The sequence below is a fragment of the Streptomyces aurantiaciflavus genome, assembly GCF_049808595.1.
In the GTDB taxonomy this organism is placed as follows: domain Bacteria; phylum Actinomycetota; class Actinomycetes; order Streptomycetales; family Streptomycetaceae; genus Streptomyces.
Genome location: NZ_JBNCAQ010000038.1, coordinates 43578 through 59074 on the forward strand (window position 1 = coordinate 43578; position 15497 = coordinate 59074).

Annotated in this window: 16 protein-coding genes; 12 read left to right on the forward strand and 4 right to left on the reverse strand. The window is 71.3% G+C overall.

Annotated features, from left to right (window positions below):
- Positions 1-22: 22 nt before the first annotated feature.
- Positions 23-235 (reverse strand): DUF397 domain-containing protein, encoded by a 213-nt coding sequence (locus ACPT94_RS34380; RefSeq protein ID WP_425247642.1) that lies wholly within the window; start codon positions 233-235, stop codon positions 23-25.
- Between the two features lie 4 nt (positions 236-239).
- Positions 240-1091, reverse strand: coding sequence for a helix-turn-helix domain-containing protein (locus ACPT94_RS34385; RefSeq protein WP_425247643.1), 852 nt, complete (start codon positions 1089-1091; stop codon positions 240-242).
- Between the two features lie 241 nt (positions 1092-1332).
- Here ACPT94_RS34385 and ACPT94_RS34390 point away from each other — a divergent pair, with 241 nt between their 5' ends.
- The 6 genes from ACPT94_RS34390 (at position 1333) to ACPT94_RS34415 (ending at position 6713) form a co-directional block, all read left to right on the forward strand.
- Positions 1333-1797: an ATP-binding protein gene (locus ACPT94_RS34390; RefSeq protein ID WP_425247644.1), complete on the forward strand. Its 465-nt coding sequence runs from the start codon at positions 1333-1335 to the stop codon at positions 1795-1797.
- Between the two features lie 126 nt (positions 1798-1923).
- Positions 1924-2334, forward strand: coding sequence for a hypothetical protein (locus ACPT94_RS34395; RefSeq protein WP_425247645.1), 411 nt, complete (start codon positions 1924-1926; stop codon positions 2332-2334).
- A 185-nt stretch (positions 2335-2519) separates the two neighbouring features.
- Positions 2520-3137, forward strand: coding sequence for an RNA polymerase sigma factor (locus ACPT94_RS34400; RefSeq protein WP_360334903.1), 618 nt, complete (start codon positions 2520-2522; stop codon positions 3135-3137).
- Between the two features lie 289 nt (positions 3138-3426).
- Positions 3427-4131 carry a hypothetical protein gene (locus ACPT94_RS34405; RefSeq protein WP_425247646.1) on the forward strand — a complete coding sequence of 235 codons (705 nt, stop codon included), beginning with the start codon at positions 3427-3429 and terminating at the stop codon, positions 4129-4131.
- Positions 4132-4629: 498 nt separating this feature from the next.
- Entirely contained in the window at positions 4630-5289 is a 660-nt protein-coding gene (locus ACPT94_RS34410) for an RNA polymerase sigma factor (protein WP_360334899.1), read from the forward strand.
- Positions 5289-6713: a hypothetical protein gene (locus tag ACPT94_RS34415; RefSeq protein ID WP_425247647.1), complete on the forward strand. Its 1425-nt coding sequence runs from the start codon at positions 5289-5291 to the stop codon at positions 6711-6713. The genes ACPT94_RS34410 and ACPT94_RS34415 overlap by 1 nt, the downstream gene beginning before the upstream one ends.
- A 309-nt stretch (positions 6714-7022) precedes the next feature.
- On the opposite strand, the gene ACPT94_RS34420 is transcribed toward ACPT94_RS34415, so the two are convergent.
- Positions 7023-7904 carry a L,D-transpeptidase family protein gene (locus tag ACPT94_RS34420; RefSeq protein WP_425247648.1) on the reverse strand — a complete coding sequence of 294 codons (882 nt, stop codon included), beginning with the start codon at positions 7902-7904 and terminating at the stop codon, positions 7023-7025.
- Positions 7905-8120: 216 nt separating this feature from the next.
- Between ACPT94_RS34420 and ACPT94_RS34425 the strand changes: the two genes are divergently transcribed.
- Both ACPT94_RS34425 and ACPT94_RS34430 read left to right on the forward strand, forming a co-directional pair.
- Positions 8121-9701 carry an acyl-CoA mutase large subunit family protein gene (locus tag ACPT94_RS34425; protein WP_425247649.1) on the forward strand — a complete coding sequence of 527 codons (1581 nt, stop codon included), beginning with the start codon at positions 8121-8123 and terminating at the stop codon, positions 9699-9701.
- 91 nt (positions 9702-9792) lie between these two features.
- Positions 9793-10374, forward strand: coding sequence for a Uma2 family endonuclease (locus ACPT94_RS34430; protein ID WP_425247650.1), 582 nt, complete (start codon positions 9793-9795; stop codon positions 10372-10374).
- Here the strand turns inward: ACPT94_RS34430 and ACPT94_RS34435 are convergent.
- Positions 10371-11780: an FAD-dependent oxidoreductase gene (locus tag ACPT94_RS34435; protein ID WP_360334887.1), complete on the reverse strand. Its 1410-nt coding sequence runs from the start codon at positions 11778-11780 to the stop codon at positions 10371-10373. The genes ACPT94_RS34430 and ACPT94_RS34435 overlap by 4 nt on opposite strands.
- A 74-nt stretch (positions 11781-11854) precedes the next feature.
- On the opposite strand from ACPT94_RS34435, the gene ACPT94_RS34440 reads away from it, so the two are divergent.
- The 4 genes from ACPT94_RS34440 to ACPT94_RS34455 all read left to right on the forward strand — a co-directional run bounded on the left by ACPT94_RS34440 (position 11855) and on the right by ACPT94_RS34455 (position 15430).
- Complete coding sequence (locus ACPT94_RS34440) at positions 11855-12505, forward strand: TetR/AcrR family transcriptional regulator (RefSeq protein WP_360334884.1); 651 nt, start codon at positions 11855-11857, stop codon at positions 12503-12505.
- Positions 12506-12679: 174 nt separating this feature from the next.
- A complete protein-coding gene (locus tag ACPT94_RS34445; protein WP_360334881.1) occupies positions 12680-13705 on the forward strand; it encodes a glycosyltransferase family 2 protein in 1026 nt (341 codons plus the stop codon).
- A complete protein-coding gene (locus ACPT94_RS34450) occupies positions 13695-14165 on the forward strand; it encodes a GtrA family protein (RefSeq protein ID WP_425247651.1) in 471 nt (156 codons plus the stop codon). Before ACPT94_RS34445 ends, ACPT94_RS34450 begins: the two co-directional genes overlap by 11 nt.
- Positions 14162-15430, forward strand: a complete 1269-nt coding sequence (locus ACPT94_RS34455; protein WP_425247652.1) for an NAD(P)/FAD-dependent oxidoreductase — start codon at positions 14162-14164, stop codon at positions 15428-15430. Before ACPT94_RS34450 ends, ACPT94_RS34455 begins: the two co-directional genes overlap by 4 nt.
- The last annotated feature ends 67 nt before the right edge of the window (positions 15431-15497 follow it).

Here is a 15497-nt window from a genome sequence, read left to right on the forward strand (position 1 = left end):
CAGCCGTCGGCGTAATTTCAGGCTACTCCGCCCGATATGCCCCGCAACCGGGGTTCTGCTTCAGGGCCTCGACGAAGGCGGTGAAGGCCGGGGCGGGGAAGGTGAGGGTGGCGCGGGTGGGGGCTTTGGAGTCGCGGACGGCTATGTGGGGGTGGCGGTGGGCGACCTCGATGCAGGCGTTGCCCTCGCCGCCGCCGGAGAAGGACGACTTCTGCCAGGTGTCGGGGGTCATCATGTCCTCACAGCTCCTTGGCCAGCCTGTGGATGAAGTCTCGCGAACGCTCGGGTTCGAGTGACACCGCTTCCAGCCTACGGAAGAGTGTTCGGAAGCGGCTGAGTTGGGCTTGGGCGTCGATAAACGCCGTGCCGTGGGGGTCGTCGCGTACGGCGGTGTCCAATTCGGGAACGGGGCCGCCCGCGTACACCATGGCGCTGTCGGCTCCGCCGAAGTCCTCCAGGTCGAATGGGATGACGCGGACCGTGATGTTGTCGGCCTCGGAGAGGTCCAGGACGCGGGTGAGTTGGGCCCGTGCTGCGGCAGTGCCGCCGACTTTGATGCGCAGTGCCGCTTCGTGGATCACGGCCTCATAGGGGATGGGGTGGGGTCGCTCGATGATGACCCTCCGTTTCATCCGGTGCTCCACCCAGCGCTCGACCTCGCTGTCCGGGAATTCCGGGTTCACGTAGGAGAAGAGGGCACGGGCGTAGTTCCCGGTCTGAAGGAGGCCCGGGATGTGCAAGAAGTCCACGTCCCAGCGATAGCTGGCGTGGTGCTCCAGCTCGGACAGATCCAGGAACGGCGTGGGCAGGTGGCCTCGGTACTCCTCCCACCAGCCGCGCGTCCGGTCGGTTGCCATGGCCACCAGTGCGGCGACCAACTCCGGGTCCGCGCAGGAGTAATGCCCAGCAAGGCGTCGTACGCGTTCCGCGCTCACGCCCGCGACCCCGGACTCGATCTGACTCATCTGGACCGAGTCGGCTCCGAGCAGTGCCGCGGCCTCACGCGCCTTGAGCCCGGCTGCTTCGCGTAGTTTGCGCAGCTCAAGACCCAGGCGTGCCTGACGGGCGGTGGGCTGCTTGCGACGCCCCATGCGCTTCCTCCTTCACCCCCAACTACCGGGAGACCCCGACTCGTTCGGGGGCAAGATTACGGCAACAGCTTGCACGGACCTAAATGTAGGACCTACCGTCAGTGACGCGACGCACACGCTGCGGAAACGTCGGGACCCCCGGAAGCGCACCGCCCCGTCCTGCCATGACGGGCGCGGCAATGACACCGCCCGTCGACCGCATTCCCTCCGCAACCCCGCACCACCTGAACGGAGTTGACCCATGCCCGAAATCCGGCCCGACCGGCTCGGCGACCACCCGACCGCCGCCACCGACTCCTGGGAGTACTGCCTCTACATCCCCAACGACCCACGTGCCGTCACCGTCAGTCGCCGCACCCTCCGTCTCGTCCTGACCCTGCACGGACTCATCGGCCTCGTCGACACCGCCGAACTGCTCGCCGCCGAGTTGGTCGGCAACGCCGTGCGGCATCAGAAGGGGCCCGCCGCGTTGCGGGTGCGGTGGCGGGAGGGGGTGTTGCGGATCGGGGCGTGGGACGCGGATCCGGAGCCGCCCGAGCCGCCGGGGAGGTTCGAGGAGCTGGAGGGGGCGGAGGAGGGGCGGGGGCTGGCCCTCGTGCGGGCCTGCTCCGATCTCTGGGGCTGGCAGCCGCTGTCCAGGTTCGGCAACCGGGGCAAGGTCGTGTGGTGCGAGATCGGCGTTCCGGGAGCGCGTACGCCGGTGTGACCACTGACACAGCTGTGACCCGTGATGCCGACGGCCTCCGATCCGCTGGGGCAGGCGGGGGGAACTGGCAGTCCGTTCCCTCCACCCGAACGAGGGGGGAACGGACCTGTGGAAGACGCGGGTGGGATGAGAGCGTGTGCGGCCGGATTCGTCGCGCGGGTCACCGCGCGCAACCGGCTGCCGTTGGACTACTCCGTCGCCAGCCTGCGGGTCGTCGACTTCCTGGTCGACGGGTTGCGCAAGGGCGGCGCGGACCGGGAGCGCGCGCACGACACGCTGGTGGGGCTGGGGGCGTACGTCGGTGAGGTGCTCGTCCGGCGGGCGGGCGCCCAGTGGGTGGATCTCGACGCGTACCAGCAGACGTGTTTCGGCCAGCCGGTCGGCGTGCGGATGCCGGACGGGCGGGTCTGGAACCCCCTCGGGAAGGTCGTCAACCGGTTCGAGGCGGGCGGGACCGAGGAGTCCCTGCACACCTTCTATCTGACTCTGCACGGCAGGGCCCGCAGGGCGCCGGCCAGGAGGAGGGCGGCGGCCTGACCGGGGGACACGCCGCCGGTACCGGCACGGTCCCACGAGGGTGGACCGCGCCGGGCCCGCCGCTGCCCTGTGACACATCTGTGAGCCGTGACGCTGATGACCGTGGGGGCGTGAACCCGGCTGGAACGTCCGCTCGGAGCGGACGTCACGCACCCGCCACGAACTCCGCACGAACGAGGACAGTCTTGGGCCAGGGAGGGGAACCCCGGCGCGCGCACGCGTACGACGGGGAACTGGGCGCGGCCGTAGCACGGGCTCAGGACGGCGACGAGGCCGCGTTCGCGGTCGCGTACCGGATCGTGCAACCGGGACTGCTCGGCTATCTGCGCGGAATCGTCGGCGACGACGCCGAGGACGTCGCCTCCGACGCCTGGCTGGAGATCGCCCGGGACCTCGGGCGGTTCAAGGGCGACGGGGCGGGCTTCCGGGGCTGGACGGCGACCATCGCCCGGCACCGGGCGCTGGACCATCTGCGCAGGATGCGGGTACGGCCCCGGTCGGCGACGCTCGAACAGGACGTGCTCGACCTGCCGGGGACGCACAGCACCCACGACCAGGCCCTGGAGACCCTCTCCACGGAGCGGGCCCTGGAACTGGTGCGGGGGCTGCCGCGCGACCAGGCCGAGGCGGTCCTGCTGAGGGTCGTGGTCGGACTGGACGGACCGGCCGCGGCTCGCGTCCTCGGCAAGCGGCCCGGCGCGGTCCGTACGGCCGCCCACCGGGGGCTGAAGCGGCTCGCCAGGCAGCTCGGCGTCGAGGGTGTGACGGATGACGGCCGCAGGACGCTTGGGGAGTCGAAATGAACGGTGACGGCCGCAGCCCGTATGGATCAGCGAATGGATCAGGGGCGGCGGACGTTCCCGAAGGCAACATCAGCAACGAAGTGGACAGGCGGGACCAGGCATGGGTGAACGGATGAGCGACGGCGGGGACCTCGGCCGCCGGCGTGCACACCCTGATGGCACCGTCTCCGGATCGCACGGATCGCACGGATCGCACGGATCGCACGGATCGCACGGATCGCAAGGACCGCGTGGATCGCACGGCTCCCATCGATCGCCCGGGTCGTACGGATCCGTCGGCGGCGGCGGTGTGGAGGAACTGCTCGCGGCCGCCCTGCGGACCGGCACCGCCACCGACGCCGACGAGGGCGAGCGGCGTGCCGTCGCCGCCTTCCGGGCCGCCCGGGACTCCGGCGCCCACCAGGCCCGTACCCGGCGCCGGGACGACTGGCGTCCCCGCGGGCAGCGGCACGCCTCCCGTTCGCTGAAGGCCACGCTCTCCGTCCTCGTCGCGAGCCTCGCCCTGGGCGGGGTCGCGGTCGCCGCGATCGGCTCCGCCGGGTCCTCCACGGACGCCCGCGACGACGGCGGGCGTCCGCGTCAGTCGGCGAGCGCGCCCGACGCGTCCGGCACGTCGCAGGCCGCGGGCTCCGGCACGGCGTCCACCTCTCCCTCCGACTCCGCCTCCGCCGACCGGGACCGGCCGGTGAACGCGCAGGACGTCGAGGCGCACTGCCGGGCCTACGAGCAGGTCAAGGGGCGCGGCAAGGCGCTGGACTCCACGGCCTGGCAGCGGCTGGTCACCGCCGCCGGAGGCGAGGAGAACGTCACCGCTTTCTGCGCGGCGCAGACCGCGTCCGCCTCCGCCGCCCCTTCCTCCGGTTCTTCCGGAGCCCCGTCCGCGGGCAATGGCCAGGACAAGGGCGGCAAAACGGGCGAGAACTCCGGCGACGGGAACGGCCAGCAGAAGCCGGAGACCGAGAAGACCCCTGAGGCCAAGGGCAAGAACCAGTAAAGCCCGGCGGGCTGCTCACCTGCCCCGGCGGGCTCAGTAGCCCCCGAACCGCCCGGTGCGGCTCAGTGCCCCGGAGAGCTCCGGAAGCACAGTGGCTGCCGGCGGTCCGGCAGAGATCCGTGGACGGTCCGGCAGTGGCCGTGGACCCGGTTTCCAAGGCGCGCCCGCCACAGCAACGGCCGGAGCCGCCACCCCCCACAGGAGAGGCCCCGGCCGTCGCGCGGCACGGGCCGCGCGGCGACCCGTACTTCCTACAGCGCCGAGAGTGCGTTTTCTGTCACACCCCGGGTCGGCGAACCCCGTCACGAGTTGGTTGCATCCCGTACGGACGTGGACGACCAGCGGTTTCAGGTCGTAACGTGCCTTTCGCGCCGGACGGCGCAGCGGCTGGAGCACCATGACCACTGCAGCACCGTGACCAACCGGGGGCCGCGACCGTTGAGGGCCGGGACCATGTGCGGTCGGTGACACCGCAACCATCAACCGAGGAACCACGACGTGGGGGACGACGCGGAGCTGACAGCCGCGGTGCTTGCGGCACAGGACGGAGACGAGACCGCGTTCCGGGCTGTGTACCGCGCGGTGCACCCGCGGCTCCTCGGGTATGTCCGCACCCTCGTCGGCGACCTCGACGCCGAGGACGTGGCCTCCGAGGCCTGGCTGCAGATCGCCCGTGACCTGGAGCGGTTCACCGGCGACGCGGACCGCTTCCGCGGCTGGGCCGCCCGGATCGCCCGCAACCGGGCCCTCGACCACGTCCGTATGCGCGGGCGGCGCCCCGCGATCGGCGGCGACGAGACGGAGCTGACCGGGCGGGCCGCCGAGTCCGACACCGCGGGCGAGGCCATCGAGGCGCTCGCCACCGGTCGCACCCTCGACCTCATCGCCCGTCTGCCGCAGGACCAGGCCGAGGCCGTCGTCCTGCGGGTCGTCGTGGGCCTGGACGCCAAGACGGCCGCCGAGACGCTCGGCAAGCGGCCCGGTGCCGTACGGACGGCCGCGCATCGTGGACTGAAGAAGCTCGCCGAGCTGCTCGGCGAGGATCCGGAAACGGCCGGTGTGCTCGACGCACTCCCGCCCCAGCGAGGACCGCGCTCGGGCGCGGTGACGTCCGCCGGTGTGACGCATGTGCGCGCGCGGACGCAGAAGGACATGTGATGGCCGACGAGCGCTGTGACTTCCCGGGAGACGCGGAGTCCCAGGACGCGGACTCCCCCAGCGGACCGGCCTCGGGCCGGGCCCGCGGCCGATGGCTGGACCGGGCGACCGCGGAGCGTCTGCTGAGCGGGGAGACACCGGACAACGCCGTCCCCCCGGCCCACCGCGCCGAGGCCGACCGGCTCGCCGGCACCCTGAACGCCCTCGCCGCCCTCTCCGCCGACCGGACCCCGTCCGACGAGGAACTCCCCGGCGAGGCCGCCGCACTGGCCGCCTTCCGCAAGGCGCGCGCCGAACGTGCCGACATCGCCGCCGAGTCGGCGGCCACGGCCCGGGACGCACGCCAGGGGGAGGGGGCCGCGCTCGCGGCTTTCCGCCGGGCCCGCGGTGAGCGCGCGGTCGAGCCCGTGACCGGCGAGGGCTTCGGCGAGGGCGGGCCCGGCGAGTCCGCCGCGCTCGCGGCCTTCCGCGCGGCGCGCGCCGGGCGCGCCGACGGTGCCGAGCGCGCCGACCGTGCCGCCGAGCCGAGCGCACCCGACGCCGACGCCGGGCTCGTCCACATCGATGCCCGGGCGACGGCCGGCGCTCGCCCCCGTTGGACGCGGCCCGCCCGGCTGGGGCTGGCCGCCGCGCTCGCCGTCGGGATGGTCGGCGGAGTCGCCGTCGCCGCCGGGACCGGGGTACTGCCGACGCCGTTCGACCGGGCCGAGCCGGAGCCCGCGGCCTCCGTGTCGGCCACCGCCTCGCCCGAATCCAACCGGCCGCTCTCCTCACCCTCCCCGGGCGCGACCACGGGCGGCGGAGCGGGTGAGGCGACTCCCGACGGCGGCCCGAGCGGGACTCCGGCGCCGAACGCCACGGGGAACGCCAAGGGCGGCGCCGGCGACGACCCGGCCGACCGTGGCGGCGCCGGGGTGCCGGGCGCGGTGGCCTCGGCCTGCCGGGACGTCCGCGACGGCAAGACGTTGAACACCGAGCGCCGCCACACCCTGGAGGACGCCGCGGGCGGCTCCTCGCGCGTGCCGGCGTACTGCGCGCAGGTCCTCGACCCGGTCGGCGGCCGGCTCGGCGGCGTCACCGGCGGACAGAAGGACCACGACGAGCGGGGCGGCTGGACCGGCGGGGACGGCGACGACTCCACCGGCGGCAAGACCGGCAAGGGCGGCGCGGGCGGCAAGGGCGGAAGCGGCGGCAAGACCGGGAAGGACGGCAAGGGCGGAACCGGGAAGAACGGGAACGGCGGGAAGGGCGACGCCTCCGGCGGCAACGGCGGCGCGGGCGGCTCCGGCAGCGGTCACCACCCGAACGGCATCGCCGCGCCCTCCGCCCCGTCCGCCCCCTCCCCGTCGACCTCCTCCCCCCTGCCCGAGCGGTCCGACCAGGAGAAGGACCCGTCGCCCCAGCCGACGAACAGCGCCCTCTGAGCAGATTCGCGCCCCCTCTGACCTGCGGCTTTGAAAGTCGCAGAAATTTCTTCGCGACGGGTGTGACGTTTTTGGCGTCCCCGACGCAGTAAGAAGTGAGCCGACTGGTCATCGGCCCTCGCACTGAGCCGGGGTTCCCCCCGTACCTACGGCTCGTGCACCTGGCGCGGGCGGGACACGTTCCCCCGGTCCCGCCCGCGCCCCAACGCCTCACCAGGAGACGACGACCTTGTCCCCCGCTGCCCGGGGGGGGCGCCCCGGGGGGGGGGGGGCCCCGGCCCCCCCCGCCCCCCCCCCCGCCCCAACGCCTCACCAGGAGACGACGACCTTGTCGCCGCTCCTCACTTCCGCGAACAGATCCGCGATCGCCGCCTCGTCCCGTACGTTGACGCAGCCGTGCGAGGCCCCGGCGTATCCCCGGGCCGCGAAGTCCGACGAGTAGTGCACCGCCTGCCCGCCGCTGAAGAACATCGCGTACGGCATCGGCGAGTCGTAGAGCGTGGACACATGGTGGCGGGACTTCCAGTAGACGCGGAACACACCCTCCCGGGTGGGCGTGTACTGGGAGCCGAACCGGACCGACATCGTCGACCGGGTCCGGCCGTCGATCATCCAGCGCAGCGTCCGGCTCGTCTTGTCGATGCACAGCACCCGCCCGGTCAGGCACCGCGGATCGGGTTCGGCGGCCGGCTGACCGCCCATCAGGTACAACTCCCACTGCCCCGGCTCGTACGTCATCCCGAGCAGCCGCTCCCAGGTGACGGTGTCCGTCCTCCCGGTCCGCGGCAGCCCCCGCTTGCCCTGGAACCCCGCCACCGCCTCCTCGGTCGCCTCGTCGTACGTCCCCGTCGGCCCCTCGAACAGCCAGGCCACCTGTTGCAGCCGGGCCTGGAGCTCACGGACCTCGCGCCCGGTGTCGCCGCGGGACCAGAGGACGCGGGCGGGCTCGGGCGGCTCCGAGGGCTCGGGGGAGGCGGTGGGGGCGGCGCTCCGCGCCTCGCCGTCGCCGGGCGCCGCCGGGGGCGTACGGGTCGTGGGGGCCGTACGGCTTCCGGTGCCCGTGGGGTTGACGTCGATGTGGACGGGCGCGCGTGCCTTGCCCTCCGCGTCCGTCGTCTGCGCCGTGCAGCCGCACATCGTCACCAGAGCCGCCGTACCCGCCGCGACAGCGAGTGATCTTCGCATCGTCATGCCCGAGATGTTCCCCCCGGACGGCGGCTCGCGAACGGAGCCGATGTGGTGTGCCCTGGACTTGTGACGGGGACCGCAACCACTCTGTGAGGAAGGTCCCAGCGTGCTCCCCTCCACCGGGTGCACGCCCGCCGCTACAGTCCGTCGAAGGGTCGGGTCTGTACTGGCGAGTAACCGGCGTAACTCGAGCAACTGCTCAGCGGGAGGCATCACACCATGGCGCGCGAGTCGGAGTCCGGACTGCCCATCGAGCCGGTCTACGGACCGGACGCTCTCAAGGGCTGGGACCCGGCCGACAAGCTGGGCGATCCGGGCTCGTACCCCTTCACGCGGGGTGTGTACCCGTCGATGTACACCGGCCGCCCCTGGACGATGCGCCAGTACGCGGGCTTCGGCACGGCGGTGGAGTCCAACGCCCGCTACAAGCAGCTGATCGCCAACGGCACGATGGGCCTGTCGGTCGCCTTCGACCTGCCCACCCAGATGGGCCACGACTCCGACGCCCCGATCGCGCACGGCGAGGTCGGCAAGGTGGGTGTCGCGATCGACTCGGTGGACGACATGCGGGTGCTGTTCGGCGGGATCCCGCTGGACAAGGTCTCCACGTCGATGACGATCAACGCGCCCGCCGCCCTCCTGCTGCTGATGTACCAGCTGGTCGGCGAGGAACAGGGCGTCCCCGCCTCCCAGCTCACCGGCACCATCCAGAACGACGTGCTGAAGGAGTACATCGCGCGGGGGACGTACATCTTCCCGCCGAAGCCGTCGCTGCGTCTGATCGCGGACATCTTCAAGTACTGCAAGGCCGAGATCCCGAAGTGGAACACGATCTCGATCTCCGGCTACCACATGGCGGAGGCGGGCGCCTCGCCCGCGCAGGAGATCGCGTTCACGCTGGCGGACGGTATCGAGTACGTGCGCACGGCGGTCGCGGCCGGCATGGACGTCGACGACTTCGCCCCCCGGCTGTCCTTCTTCTTCGTGGCGCGGACGACGATCCTCGAGGAGGTCGCCAAGTTCCGTGCCGCCCGGCGCATCTGGGCACGGGTGATGAAGGAGGAGTTCGGCGCGAAGAACCCCAAGTCCCTGATGCTGCGCTTCCACACCCAGACGGCCGGGGTGCAGCTGACCGCCCAGCAGCCCGAGGTGAACCTGGTGCGCGTGGCGGTGCAGGGCCTGGCCGCGGTCCTCGGCGGCACGCAGTCCCTGCACACGAACTCCTTCGACGAGGCGATCGCGCTGCCGACGGACAAGTCCGCGCGGCTGGCGCTGCGCACCCAGCAGGTGCTGGCGTACGAGACGGACGTGACGGCGACCGTCGACCCCTTCGCCGGGTCCTATGTCATCGAGAAGATGACCGACGAGGTCGAGACGGCCGCGCTGGAGCTGATGGGCAAGGTCGAGGACCTCGGCGGCGCGGTCTCCGCGATCGAACACGGCTTCCAGAAGAACGAGATCGAACGCAACGCGTATCGGATCGCTCAGGAGACGGACTCCGGTGAGCGGGTCGTCGTCGGCGTCAACCGCTTCCAGCTGGACGAGGAGGAGCCGTACGAGCCCCTCCGCGTCGACCCGGCCATCGAGGCCCAGCAGGCGGAGCGGCTCGCCAAGCTGCGGGTCGAGCGCGACCAGGCCGCGGTGGACACCGCCCTGTCCGCCCTGAAGAAGGCGGCCGAGGGCGAGGACAACGTCCTCTACCCGATGAAGGACGCGCTGAAGGCCCGGGCGACGGTGGGCGAGGTGTGCAACGCCCTGCGGGAGGTCTGGGGGACTTACGTGCCTTCGGATGCGTTCTGAGCTGGGCGATTACCCCGTTTGAGTGATCACGGGCGGAATGTGCCCGTTCCCGGTTACTCTCGTGAAGAGTGCTCCCCGAAAGGAGGTTGCCGTGGCTGTGATAGAGCGCGAGATGACGATCGCTGAGGCCGCCGAACGTGTCTCCAGCTGGCTGCCCGGACACCGCGTGGAGATCCTTCGAGGGAGCCTTATCGTGACGCCGCCGCCGGACGCGCCGCATCAACTGACGCTGGCCGACGTGATCTACGAGTTCCGGCGGGCCGGATGCAACGAGGTCGGACTTCGAGTAGGTCCTGGGATCGGCTTGTGGTTGCCTACCGGATCGGCCGACTACGCGATCCCGGACCTGTCCGTCGTTGACGCGGACTTCCGGGACGCGCTCGTCGAGAAGAACTGTTACGCGCCGCACGTCTTCCGTCTGGTGCTGGAGGTGACCTCTTCGAACTGGGCAGACGACACGCTCAACAAGGTCGAGATCTACGCCGAGACCGGCATCCCGGTCTACATCGTCGCCGACCGCAAACACGACGAGGTCCTCCTCTACACCGACCCGGCCGACGGCAAGTACCCCGACCCCCTCCGCTACAAGCGAGGCCAGACCGTCCCCGTCCCCGAGTCCGTCGGCGTCGCCCTCGAACTCTCTGTCGACACCCTCCTCGACGGCGACGACTAACGAAGCCCGAGCCGCGTGACGTAGTCGTCGAGTCGCGTCGGCGAGTCGCCGGCCCAGCCGACGTACCCGTCCGGTCGTACGAGGAACAGGCCGGTCCCGTACGTCTCGTGGGCCGGGCCGCGCACCACGGGCACCGTCTCCCCGAGGTCCGGTTCCTGCGTGGTGCCCAGCGCGAGCAGCGTCCATCCCGGTCCCCGGAAGACGTCGAACAGCCGCGTGCCGGACACGACCGCGTCCGGGGCGCGATCACCGGCCCGCACCCTTCCCGGCGCCTCACGCGTCTCCTCCGCCAGGCTCGACTCCCGGTAGCCCAGCCCCAGTTGGCGTGTCGCCTCTCCGCGCCGCGCCTCCCCCCGGTGCACGCTCGTCGACAGCCCCAGCATGTGCGCCGCGACGGGCCGCCGTTCCTCCTCGTAGGTGTCCAGCAGCGCGGCGTCCGCGCCGTGCCGCAGGACCGCGCCCAGCTTCCAGCCCAGGTTGTACGCGTCCTGGACGCTGGTGTTGAGGCCCTGGCCGCCGGCCGGTGAGTGGACGTGGGCCGCGTCACCGGTCAGGAAGACCCGTCCGCAGCGGAAGCGGTCCGCCAGGGCCGCCCGGGGGCGGAAGTCCGAGGCCCAGCGGACCTCGGTCACGGCCTCGGGGGCGAGGTGCGAGCGGGCGGCGACCAGCTCGCGGACGGCGGCGAGGGAGACGTCCACCGACGCCCCCTCCGGGAACCGGGCCACCAGCTGGAAGTCCTCCGTCCCGGCCAGCGGGCAGATCGCCAGGAAGCCGTCGCCCTCGCCGCTCGGCGGGAAGATGTGCCAGTTCTCGCGGTCCAGGCCGCTCACCCGGACGTCGGCCACCAGCATCGGGCTCGGGTCGACCGTCTCGCCCGTCATGCCGATGCCGAGCGTCCGGCGCACGGTGGAGCGGCCGCCGTCGGCGGCGACCACGTAGCGGGCGCGGACGCCGGCGCCCGACGCGAAGTGCGCGGTCACGCCGTCCTCGTCCTGGTCGAGCCCGACCAGCTCCCGTCCGAACGCGACCTTTCCGCCCAGCTCCTCCAGCCGCGCCAGAAGGATCTCCTGCGTGCGCCACTGCGGCACCATCCACGGTTCGGCGTACGGCGAGTCCTCCGTCGCCTCGGCCGGGTCGAACATCCGGTGTTCGCCCGCGCGCTCGCCGTTCTGCCAGATCATCCCGACCGGGTAACCGCCGCCCGCCGCGCGGATCGCGTCGAGGACGCCGAGGTCGTCGAAGACCTCCATCGTGCGCGGCTGGATCCCCTTGCCGCGCGAGCCGGGGAAGAGGCCGCCGGCCCGCTCCACCACGAGCGCGTCCACCCCGCGCCGGGCGAGATCGATGCCCGCCGTCAGCCCGCTCGGCCCCGCGCCCACCACCAGTACGTCCACATGAGTCGTCATACGACCACCTGTCCTTAACGCTGTTAAGTGCCGTTGTCCGCCAGCGTGTCCTTAACGGCGTTAAGCTGTCAAGCGTGAACCCCGAACGACGCGCCCCCCTCGACCGGAAACGGGTGGCCGACACCGCGCTGCGGCTCCTGAACGACGTGGGCCTGGACGGCCTCACCCTGCGGGCCATCGCCAAGGAGCTCGACGTCAAGGCCCCCGCCCTGTACTGGCACTTCAAGGACAAGCAGGCGCTGCTCGACGAGATGGCGACGGAGATGTACCGCCGGATGGTCGCCGGTGCGCCCCTCGCCCCGGCCGACACCTGGCGGGAGCGGCTGCTGAAGGCCAACCGGGGGCTGCGGGCGACGCTGCTCGGCTACCGCGACGGCGCCAGGGTCTTCAGCGGCTCACGCTTCACCGGCATCGAGCACGCCGAGCAGATGGAGGACACCCTGCGCCTGTTCACGGGCTGCGGATTCACCCTCGCCCAGGCGGTCCGCGCGACCTCCACGACGTACCTGTACACACTCGGCTTCGTCATCGAGGAACAGGGCGTCCAACCCCTCCCCGGCGAACGGCGCGAGGGCTTCGACGTCGAGGAACGCGCCCGTCTCATGAGCGCGTTCCCCCTGGCCGCGAAGGCGGGCGCGGAAATCTTCACCGATTACGAACAGCACTTCGAGGAGGGGCTGAAGATCGTCATCGACGGAATCGCGGCACGGTACGGGCGCGAATAGCGATCCCGTTTCGGCGATCGAGAAGGGTCGCGTCAGGCCGAGTTAACCGGTCGACAATTCTGGATCCGTATTCCGTACACGAGGTAATGGCCGAACGGCGTATGTCGCTTCACCGCATCTCACCCCTCATCACGCGTTCGAGTCGCGTTCACAGAGCGCCCCTACGTTCGCCGAATGCCAGACATATCCAGCCGGGTGCAGGCCTCCCGCGTCCCCCGTCAGCGCGGTGGCGCCGCGCTCGTCTCATATGTGTTGCCCGTCTTCAACGAACAGGACGGGATCCGCCACTTCCACGAGGAGCTAGTGGCGGCATTGGGTGAACGCCCCGAGTTCACCTATGAGTTGGTGTACGTCAATGACGGCTCCTCCGACGGCACGCTGCCCGTCCTGGAGGACATCGCGAAGAACGACCGGCGCGTCCGGGTCGTCGACTTCGCGCGCAACTTCGGGCACCAGATGGCCATCACGGCCGGTATCGACGAGGCGCGCGGCGATGCCGTGATCGTCATGGACACCGATCTCCAGGACCCGCCGAAGGTCAGCCTCCAGCTGATCGACGCCTGGCGGGACGGCGCGGAGATCGTGCACGCCCGTCGGCGCAGCCGGCAGGACACGTTCTTCAAGAAGACGACCGCGCACGCCTTCTACCGGCTGCTGCGGTCCTCCACCGAGGTGGACATCCCGGTGGACACCGGCGACTTCCGGCTCATGGACCGGCGCGCCGCCGACGAACTGCGGCGCTTCCGTGAGCGCAGCCGGTTCGTGCGCGGCATGGTCGCCTCGATGGGCTTCCGGCAGACGGAGGTCCCCTTCGACCGCGACGAGCGGTTCGCCGGAGAGACCAAGTACCCGCTGAAGAAGATGGCGCGCCTCGCCATCGACGGGCTGACCGGCTTCTCCACCGCACCCCTGCGCATGATCACCAAGCTCGGCTTCGCGGTGCTCGCGCTCTCGCTCGTCGGCATCGTCTACGCGCTCGCCATGAAGGTGCTGCGGCCGGAGATCACGGTCTCCGGCTGGACGATGCTGATGGTCGTCGTCCTGTTCCTCGGCGGTGTGCAGATGCTGTCGCTCGGCGTGCTGGGCAGCTACGTCGGGCGCACCTACAGCGAGGTGCAGGGCCGCCCCCTGTACACCGTGCGGCAGGTCATCTCGCACGGCTCGGAGGCCGGCGGTGACGGCATCGGCCATGGCCACTGAGGACATGGTGCACGCCGGCTCCCGGACGGGCACCGACACCCCGGCGGGCACCGACACCCTGCGGGACACCCGTACCCGCACCCGTACCCGCGACCTCCGCCAGCTGATCTCGTACGCGCTGGTCGGCGGCAGCGGCGTCCTCCTCGACATGGGCGCCTTCCTGCTGCTCTACAACGTGGCCGGGCTGCACGAGCAGGTGGCCAACCTGTTCTCCACCAGCCTCGGCATCACCAACAACTTCGTCCTGAACGCCCTGTTCACCTTCAGCAAGCGCGACCGCCTGCTGGTGCGCTATCTGCGCTTCTACGCCGTCGGTCTGACCGGTATCGCCCTGACGTTCGTGCTGTTCGCGGTGTTCTCCCGAGGACTCGGCATCGACCCGAACCTCGTGAAGGCCGGCTCGCTGCCGGCGGTGCTGGTCTTCCAGTTCCTGCTCAACAGAAAGTGGAGTTTCGCATGAATCTCGGCGTCATCGGCGCGGGAGCGACCGGCCTCACCGCCGCGTACGACGCGGTCAAGCAGGGCCACGCGGTCACCGTCCTGGAGGCCGCCGACGAACTGGGCGGGCTCGCCGCGTCGATCCCCGTCGGGGGAGTGCCGCTGGAGCGCTACTACCACCACATCTTCCGCAGCGACCGCCAGATGATCGAACTCATCGAGGAGCTGGGCCTGGGCGGCGACCTGCGCTTCCACAAGACCACCACCGGTGTGTACCGCGACGGGCGGATGCACCCCTTCAGCACCCCGCTGGAGATGCTGAGCTCCCCGCTGTACGGCCTGCCCGCCGGTGTCCGCTTCGGACTGTCGTCGGCGTGGCTGAAGATCGTGCGCGACGGGGAGAAGTTCAACGACCGCACCGCGTTGAGCTGGCTCCACAAGTGGGCCGGACGGCGCGCCACCGAGGCCGTCTGGGAGCCGTTGCTGCGCGGCAAGTTCGGCGACCGCGCCGACCAGGTGTCCATGGCCTGGCTGTGGGCGCGCGTCCACTGCCGCACCTTCGAACTCGGCTACCTGGACGGCGGGTTCGAGCGCGTGTACGCGACGCTGCGCGACCGGATCGCCGAGCGCGGCGGCAAGGTCGAGTTCGGCAGGCGGATGGAGACGATACGCCAGGACGGCGAGGAGGGGCCGGTCACCGTCCGCACCGCCGACGGCGCCACGTACACCTTCGACCGTCTCATCGTCACCACCCCGCAGCCCGCCTTCGCCAAGGCCGCCGACGCGCCGGCCGACGACGCGGTCTGGCGCAACCAGTACCTGGGCGCGACCTGCTTCGTCCTGGAGCTGGACCGCAGCGCCATCCCGTACTACTGGCTCAACATCAACGAGCCCGACTTCCCGTTCCTCGCGGTCGTCGAGCACACGCGGATGATCGACCCGGCCCAGTACGGGGGCCGCCACCTCCTCTACGTCGGCAACTACGTCGAGCGGGACGACTGGCGCTTCACCAGCGAGCCGGCCGAGCTGCTGGAGCGCTATGTGCCGTACCTGAAGCGGCTGAACCCTCGGTTCGACCGCACCTGGATCCAGAACTGGCACTTCTCGCGGGCGCCGTTCGCCCAGCCCGTGGTCACGCCCGAGTACAAGGCGCTGATCCCCGGCCACCGCACCCATCTCAGCCGGGTGACGCTCGCGACGATGTCGCAGATCTACCCGCAGGACCGGGGGCAGAGCTACTCGGTGGAGCTGGGCCACAAGGCGGCGCGCCTCGCGGGCGCCGTCTGACCGACGCTCGGCCCGACAGGCCCCGGCGGGAGGACTCCTCCGCCGGGGCCTGTCGCACGCGCCTCCC